This window comes from bacterium, from assembly GCA_030247525.1.
In the GTDB taxonomy this organism is placed as follows: Bacteria; Electryoneota; JAOADG01; order JAOADG01; family JAOADG01; genus JAOTSC01.
The window spans coordinates 1-7227 of the sequence record JAOTSC010000167.1 but is presented as its reverse complement, the minus strand read 5'-3'; the positions used below and the strand labels follow the sequence as shown (position 1 = coordinate 7227).

Genomic DNA, 7227 nt, shown 5'->3' with positions numbered 1-7227 from the left:
ATATCTTAACACGATGCGCGAAGCTGGACTAAGCGATGTCGCAATCGTGCGGGAAACCCCTTACGAATGGGGCGGTACTAATGAATTTCAAGTTGTGAGCTGCATTATCGAAGCGTACAAGCGATAACAATCGTATCATTTCTATTCGAACAGTTCATCCAGTCGAGGGATTCTTATGAAGAAAATCGAAGTATTTGGCTCCGGCTGTGCCCGTTGCGAACGCACTGTTGAAGTGATTTTAAAGACAGCAACCGAACTCGGTCTGCAACGCGACACCGATTTTCAATTCGGGAAGATTACTGATATAGCAGAAATGGCGAAACGGGGTGTTCTCGCTACACCCGGTGTAGCAATCGATGGGAAAATTGTCTCGACTGGAAGAATTCCGAAACCGGATGAGATCGAGCTGTGGTTACGGTAACTCAATATTGTAGTCTAACGGAATCGCCACTAAACAAATGATCACTTATCGATCATCTGCCACTGTTTTTCGCGACTTTGAGAGCAAATTGCACGAGATTGCCTCCTCACCAGAGATCCATACTGTATTGGATATTGGTGGGGGGTGCAATCCGGCAATCGATCCTCCTGATGTCAAGAAGTACTCATTATCCTATTCCTTGCTTGACATCGAGCGAACGGAACTGGAGAAAGCACCATCCGGTTACGATAAGATATGTGCCGATATCTGTTCAAGTGATTTGCAGTTAGAACACTCTTATGATTTCGTTTTCAGTATGATGTTAGCAGAACATGTAAGCGATGCCATGCAGTTTCATCGGAATGTTTTCAAAACCCTTACTCCAGGCGGAGTAGCTCTACACTTGTTTCCAACACTTTACACTCTACCATTTCTCGTAAACAAATTCACTCCGGAGCGACTTGCCAAGCGAATTTTAGATGCTGTTCTTCACCGGGAGCAACATTCCCACACGAAGTTTCCTGCATATTATCATTGGTGTCGCGGGCCGATATCAAAGCAAATAACAAGATTACAAAACATCGGTTATCGGATCGAAGAATATCGGGGGTACTACGGACATCAGGTATACTACCTGAAACTACCAATGCTCCGACAACTCCATGAGTGGAAATCGGAGTGGTTAGTAAAACACCCACTACCACTCTTCACCAGTTACGCCATTCTATTACTGCGAAAACCTAAGTAATTAATTTCCTGCACTTTGAATTTTGTGTCGTAAATACTACTCTTCTTCAGCTGTGCGGTTACGAAGGAGTTGAAGATACTCTGACGCTGATATGGGTGGATTCGTTTTGTCGTTTGCTGGGGAAGATTGTGTCCTTTTAGTTAAGGACTTGGACAGTTTCTTTTCTGGAGCGTGAAACCACTTGATTGGTGAGATCGTTTTCCCGCGTCGCTCTCGAATGATTCTCAGCAATTCCAGATCGAAGGTAACAACCGTTACATCTGGGTCATTCTTTGAAGCGAGTAAAATGTAGCGATCCGCTCGTTCATACTTATTCGATGGATCGTCGACAAAGACAACTTTCACTTGCCCCGGCACAAGTTCCTGTACTGGTTTTCCATCGAAGACTACAACCGCCGCCCGCTCCCGGTTCGCACGACCAAGTAATCGTTGCATTGCAGTCACGTGATTCTTCCGGTACAACTCGAATAGTTCAGGAACCGTTCGCAATACATTGTGTCCATCAATCCAAATCATTTTGTCAAAGGATCGTTGTAATTAGATACAGTTTCCTGAATTGGTTCCTGTGGTGATTCTACGTAACCAGACCGGACACAGAAACTCTGCTCATCCATCCACAACCGGAAGTCGGGGCGATTGGTCAATTGTAGAAGTAGCTCTTTAGTCTCCGGTGTGATCGTAGCAGGCCAGCGATGTCGAACTGTAACAAATAAGTCGCCGGCTTTTCCGCCATTTAGACCGGGCAACCCTTTTAGGTTTATCTTCAGGGTTTTGCCATCGGCAATACCGGCAGGGATGCGCAGATAAATCGGTTCGCCAAGTGTGGGAATTCTGGCATCTCCTCCGAGAAAAAACAATTCTGGCGTCAATACCAAATCGTAGGCAAGATTGCCACCATTTCGGAGAAAATAGCGATGGGGTGCTTCGATAAACTTTAGCAACAAATCACCTGGTGTATTCGAGTTGGGGGACATGTGTCCCTGTCCTTTGCGGACAACCGGATCGGTGGTAGGTAATCCTTGCGGAATCTGAAGAACTATGTTGTGTTCGAGCCATTCCCGACCAGTGCCATTACAATGCAAACAGCGTTCCTTAACAATCGTTCCTTCACCCTGACAGTTCATACAGGTGATGAATCGCAGGCCATGACCACCCGGTTCGGGGAGATCGCCAACACCGTTGCACACCGGGCAGATAACTTTACCAAACCCGGGTTTGATACCTGTTGCACCACATATCCGGCACGCTCCCTGCTTTTTTAGTTTGATTGTGCGGGTGCCGCCGTTTGCGATGTCTTCTAATGTGACCAGAATCGTAACTACAATATCCGCCCCTTTTTTCGGTGCGGTCTTGCGTTTACCACCTTGTTTATAGAATTCTTGCCAGGCGACGTATGCGTTATGCTGTACCTTGTTGAAGCCTGCCCGCGCCCGTGCTAAATATGCTTCATGAAATTCGAGCCGTGACCGGGAATCGCTTAGGATGCGGTAGGCATCCGCTAACTGTTTGAAACGCTCTTCCGCAGTTGCATCGTTGGGATTGGCATCGGGATGATACTTTTTCGCTAACCTCCGGTACGCCGAACGCACTTGCTCCGAAGTCGCATCGGGAGAAACACCTAATACTTTGTACAGATCGACATCGCCAATAGGTGGAGGCATATCAGGCGGGACCTATCGTGCCAAGCAGTTTCACAAATTCCCGGAAAACCGTTTCATCGATCCATTCGCCGGCGTGTTCGGATACCATTCGCAATGCTTGCACGGGTGAGTAGCCACCACGATACACCCGCCGCGACGTGAGGGCATCGTACATGTCGGCTATCGTGATGATTTTCGATAGTGGATGGATTCTCTCCGTTTTTGCGCCATCGGGATAACCAGAACCATCGAGTCGTTCATGGTGTTGACGAACGATAAGCGATACTTCATCCAAGTTGCCTCGTTCATGTAGCACGATGTTTGCGCCAAGGGCAGGATGCTCACGAACGGTCGCAAACTCATCACGCGATAACGAGCGAGGTTTCATCAATATTTCATTGGGAATAAACGTTTTGCCAATATCATGAAACAGTGAAGCTAAGGCGAGATTTCTCATGTCTTTGTGCGAGTTAATCTTTAGACGTGAAGCAAGCGCTGCAGAAAAAACACCAACTTGTACCGAATGGGTGTAGGTATAGTAGTCATAACTCACCAATGTTAACAACGAACTAATTGCCTCCGGACCCGAAGTAATCAATTCGATGTACGGATCGACAACTGCCTCAGCCCGAGATAGAAACGCACTGCTTGGTGACTGCATGACATTTTGGATGATCGATCCGATGGTGTGAAACACCAACTTGGCTTTGTGTTCCACTGCCACATTTGGGTCACGGACGATATCCGGCAAAACTTGTTCGATGTATCGATTGAATTCATCCCGTTTCGATAATGGGATGTATAGAAACTCATGGTTAAACTCGCGTAACCGAACGATAACCGGATTTGTGATCGGCTCGCCTTGATCCCGGTACTTGACGAAGCGGTGAACGCCGCTTTTTACATACAAATCACAATGCAAAACTGTATCGATACGAAGACCGGACAAAGGAATCGAAAGAAAAAGCTGTCCATCTTCCCCCGCCTCTCCATCGTTCCAATCCGGTCCGACTAATCGTTCCGGTGGTGTGGGTCCTCGCATCGCTACCGAATTCTGGTTCATTTCAATAACACCCAACGTTGCGTCGTTACGTTGTTCCGATACGTAATCTTCGAGAAGTAAGTGCCGGTGGGAAAATCGGAAAGATCCACCTGCAACAGCTGAACTCCTGCTGGCAAGTGTGTGTTTCGATTCAAAACCGATTGACCGAGTAAGTTATAAAGCGATAACTGAAGATAACCCGCCTCAGGCATTGATACCATGACTTTCGCCGTATGGTTGAACGGATTCGGGTATACCGGTGATACATCAAATATTTCGGGAAGAACCGCTGAGTGCTCGGATGCTTCAGTTGCGCGCTGTATAACAACAGTTGTCAATAAAGACGCGGCAGGGCTGTTCGTTTGTTGGATATTAAAAGTGAAGCGTTGTCGATTGGGATCGAGACGAAGAGAAAGATTCACTGGTATTGATGCTGTCGGAGCTAACGTACCCGATCGTGAAGAGGTAATCGAAACATAGTTAACATCGGTTGGGATGTTATAAAATCGCAGAATCGCTCGTGATGGAGAACTCGAAGTAAAAAGGATGGCAATTTGCCCAAGGTCACCCCATTCATCTAATGTGTAACAGGCGCCAGCCGAACGGTATCCGACAGGCAAATCCAGTTGTGTTAATCGAACAACAGCTGTCCCGGCTTCATTTAATGTGTTAATCCAAAGTTGGCTGTAACTGTTGTCGCAAGAAACAAACCATACCTTTCCCCCTTCATTCGGCATCGCAGCGACACCCGATATGTAATAGGTATTCGTTGCAGATGAGAGTAACGAACCATCGGCGGCAAACTTGCGAGCAGGTTGCGTGTTGTCGCAAATCCATATCACTGGTTCGTTGTTAGCGTTTCGCTGCACGGCAATTCCACGGGGTGGATTGAGAATCGTACGACAAACAAACTGCTCACCCGACAAATCGGCATTCCAACGCCAAATTGTATCGTTCTCACCGCCAAACAGATAACCTCCAGATGCTGCCAGATCACGAACTCCGTTGGTTGTTACCGAACGTTGTTGGATTGAACCCAACAGGGAACCGCTACGGGATACCCGGTAGAAGTAATTAGGTTCACTGGTATTATTTGAACCCGATAGAATAATTTCATTACCGACGATTTCGACCCCATGTAAACGAGTATCTCCTGTAATCGTTCCGACATCGAGTTCACGGGTATAAACCCAGCTGTTCGATGATCCGCCAGTACCCGAAAACGCTTGAAACGAATAACTCCCGTTTCCATCTCCAGTATTGGTAATTGTAAATGCCGGAGAACGGACTAACGTCGTATCGCTTTCCCCAATTTGAATAAACAACGAGTCGTGATCGACCGAATAAATCGGACGATTGAGGACGGCATTAATCGTCGTAGCACCTGGTTGCGAAACTGTAAATGTTGTCGAATACAAATTGTAGCTGGGGTGATTAAATGAAATCTGATACTGCGAGAAACTCAAACCAGCTATCGAGTAGCGCCCTTGGCTGTCGGTTGTATCTCGCGGTGAACCATTCAAGTTTACTACAACCCCTGCGATTGCACCAGTTACTTGAGAAGTCACGGCACCCACAACCGAAGCGATGTTCGGCATTTGCGATAAAATTCCGCGGGCATGAAAACAGTTGTAAGCCGCCGAGATGTGGACGCCTTGATACAAGGTTAAATCGGCATTCAAAATCGCATTCGCAAGGGTTGGATAGGTGACGCCATATCCTACAGCAAACTGTCCTTGAAGTACGATTTTATCGGTGACTTCACGCCCGCAGGAATCCCAGATGTCCATTAAAGCACGCGACCATATCTGTCCATTTTCGTGAATGGAACCACCCATGTTTGCCGGATACACCATCGTTGAATTCAGTACACGCCCATCCCAGTACGTATTGTGGCCATCCCAATTGTAGACCCATTCCCTCCGGAAAGAAGAGATGGAAGCCGAGTAACTACCTGCCCAATAGTCACCAAATCCTTCGCCTAATGAACCAGCTTCACCACCACCCCAATTCGAAACTTGCGAATACTGAATCGAGTGCCCGTACTCATGCCAAACCACATCAACATCTTCGGCATCGTCGACACCACCTTCTCCGTAGGCAATACGGTTACTTGACGGTAGAAAATATGAATTGTCGTCACCGTTTAAACCGTGGGGATCGATTTGCATCGATGTATGTTGAATGTTGTTGAAACCGAGATATTGAATCCAACGTTGCGCGGAATCGATATGCGCATAGACATGTACATCCTCAAAGCCGGATGGACTGCGGGTGTAGCGGAACGAATCGGGATGGGTCGCAGTGACCGGCGCAGTATTCGGCGCTTCAAAATTCGTTATCGAAACCCAAGGTCCCGTTAATCGATAGGTTCCGCTGTTTAAAGTGATCTCCCGCAGGACTCGCAAACGTCGTTGCGCCGTTAGTTGTTGGGTATCGGCATCGTTGCCATCGACATAGCCTGTACTGCCATAAGTTGCTTGTCCAGTCGTCAAGGGATCGGGATCAAAGGTGTAACCACTGCCATCGATGTAGCGGGATGTTTCCTGCGTCCGCAACACCTCTCCACTACTCGCATCGATTAACGCTTCCCATTCACCATTGGGAGTAGTTGGAGTCAGTGTAACTCGATAAATGAGGTGAGAAGTCTCGGTAGGTGATAACCACGCCTGCATTTTTACTACGGGAGGATAGTTCTCACCCGATGTTTGCATTGCAGTCTGTGCTATGGTTATCGCGTTTTGCTCACTGATCAATGGTATCCCCGATTTCAGCGATAACTTTGCGTGAAGCGATTGGTGAAGCGAATGGAGTTGACCGTTTGGATTGAATTGGGCAACTAGATCGTTCTCTTGAGAAACTACACCAGCCGTTGTTTGATAGAATCGGAGGACTTCACCACCGGGAGTATTTTGCCGGAGTATCAACTGAATTTCCGGTAAACTTGATAACCCCCATTTTCCGTAATTTTGACCCAGATAATCACGAATATACTCTTCGCGCTTTATGGGAGGGATTGTCGGCAACTCCTCGGTTAGCGTAGTAAAAAGCATTAGACCAGTTGTGGGATTTACCCACGAGCTGTTTTGATACACCGTGGGAACAGCGGATTCGTATACCGGAACCCGTGGGGGTTTCGCCAACGATTCGCTAACAAAGCTTAAGGCAATTCCTATTCCAATCAGGAACAGTGACTTGCTATGAAACGCACTTCGCAACGTTTTACTCTTGTAATTTTGAAGTTTCATTACTACTCTCAGTTGTTAAGTCGATGAAAAGTAGCATCCAATCCACGCTACAGCAAGGGAGGAGTTCCCATGATGATAAGTAAGCCGATTTTAATTACGCGAAACAATACACTGCGCCTCGGAATTCT

Annotated in this window: 6 protein-coding genes; 2 read left to right on the top strand and 4 right to left on the bottom strand. The window is 47.2% G+C overall.

The window, feature by feature from the left end:
* Positions 1-175: 175 nt before the first annotated feature.
* Both OEM52_12605 and OEM52_12600 read left to right on the top strand, forming a co-directional pair.
* Positions 176-421, top strand: coding sequence for a thioredoxin family protein (locus tag OEM52_12605; protein MDK9700980.1), 246 nt, complete (start codon positions 176-178; stop codon positions 419-421).
* A gap of 37 nt (positions 422-458) precedes the next feature.
* Positions 459-1169 (top strand): class I SAM-dependent methyltransferase, encoded by a 711-nt coding sequence (locus tag OEM52_12600; protein MDK9700979.1) that lies wholly within the window; start codon positions 459-461, stop codon positions 1167-1169.
* Positions 1170-1205: 36 nt separating this feature from the next.
* Here OEM52_12600 and OEM52_12595 read toward each other — a convergent pair whose 3' ends face one another.
* Genes OEM52_12595 through OEM52_12580 form a run of 4 tightly spaced genes read right to left on the bottom strand, consistent with a single transcriptional unit; the run spans position 1206 to position 7099 of the window.
* On the bottom strand, positions 1206-1685 hold the full coding sequence (locus OEM52_12595; protein MDK9700978.1) for an NYN domain-containing protein: 480 nt from the start codon (positions 1683-1685) through the stop codon (positions 1206-1208).
* Entirely contained in the window at positions 1682-2830 is a 1149-nt protein-coding gene (locus OEM52_12590; protein ID MDK9700977.1) for a DnaJ domain-containing protein, read from the bottom strand. Before OEM52_12590 ends, OEM52_12595 begins: the two co-directional genes overlap by 4 nt.
* A gap of 1 nt (position 2831) precedes the next feature.
* Positions 2832-3872, bottom strand: a complete 1041-nt coding sequence (locus OEM52_12585) for an HD-GYP domain-containing protein (protein ID MDK9700976.1) — start codon at positions 3870-3872, stop codon at positions 2832-2834.
* A complete protein-coding gene (locus OEM52_12580; GenBank protein MDK9700975.1) occupies positions 3869-7099 on the bottom strand; it encodes a T9SS type A sorting domain-containing protein in 3231 nt (1076 codons plus the stop codon). The genes OEM52_12585 and OEM52_12580 overlap by 4 nt, the downstream gene beginning before the upstream one ends.
* Positions 7100-7227 lie beyond the last annotated feature (128 nt).

Excerpts from the sequence above, each read along its gene's own strand:
- OEM52_12605 (MDK9700980.1), top strand. The coding sequence starts at position 176 with ATGAAGAAAATCGAAGTATTTGGCTCCGGCTGTGCCCGTTGCGAACGC.
- OEM52_12600 (MDK9700979.1), top strand. The coding sequence starts at position 459 with ATGATCACTTATCGATCATCTGCCACTGTTTTTCGCGACTTTGAGAGC.
- OEM52_12595 (MDK9700978.1), bottom strand. The coding sequence starts at position 1,685 with ATGATTTGGATTGATGGACACAATGTATTGCGAACGGTTCCTGAACTA.
- OEM52_12590 (MDK9700977.1), bottom strand. The coding sequence starts at position 2,830 with ATGCCTCCACCTATTGGCGATGTCGATCTGTACAAAGTATTAGGTGTT.
- OEM52_12585 (MDK9700976.1), bottom strand. The coding sequence starts at position 3,872 with ATGAACCAGAATTCGGTAGCGATGCGAGGACCCACACCACCGGAACGA.
- OEM52_12580 (MDK9700975.1), bottom strand. The coding sequence starts at position 7,099 with ATGAAACTTCAAAATTACAAGAGTAAAACGTTGCGAAGTGCGTTTCAT.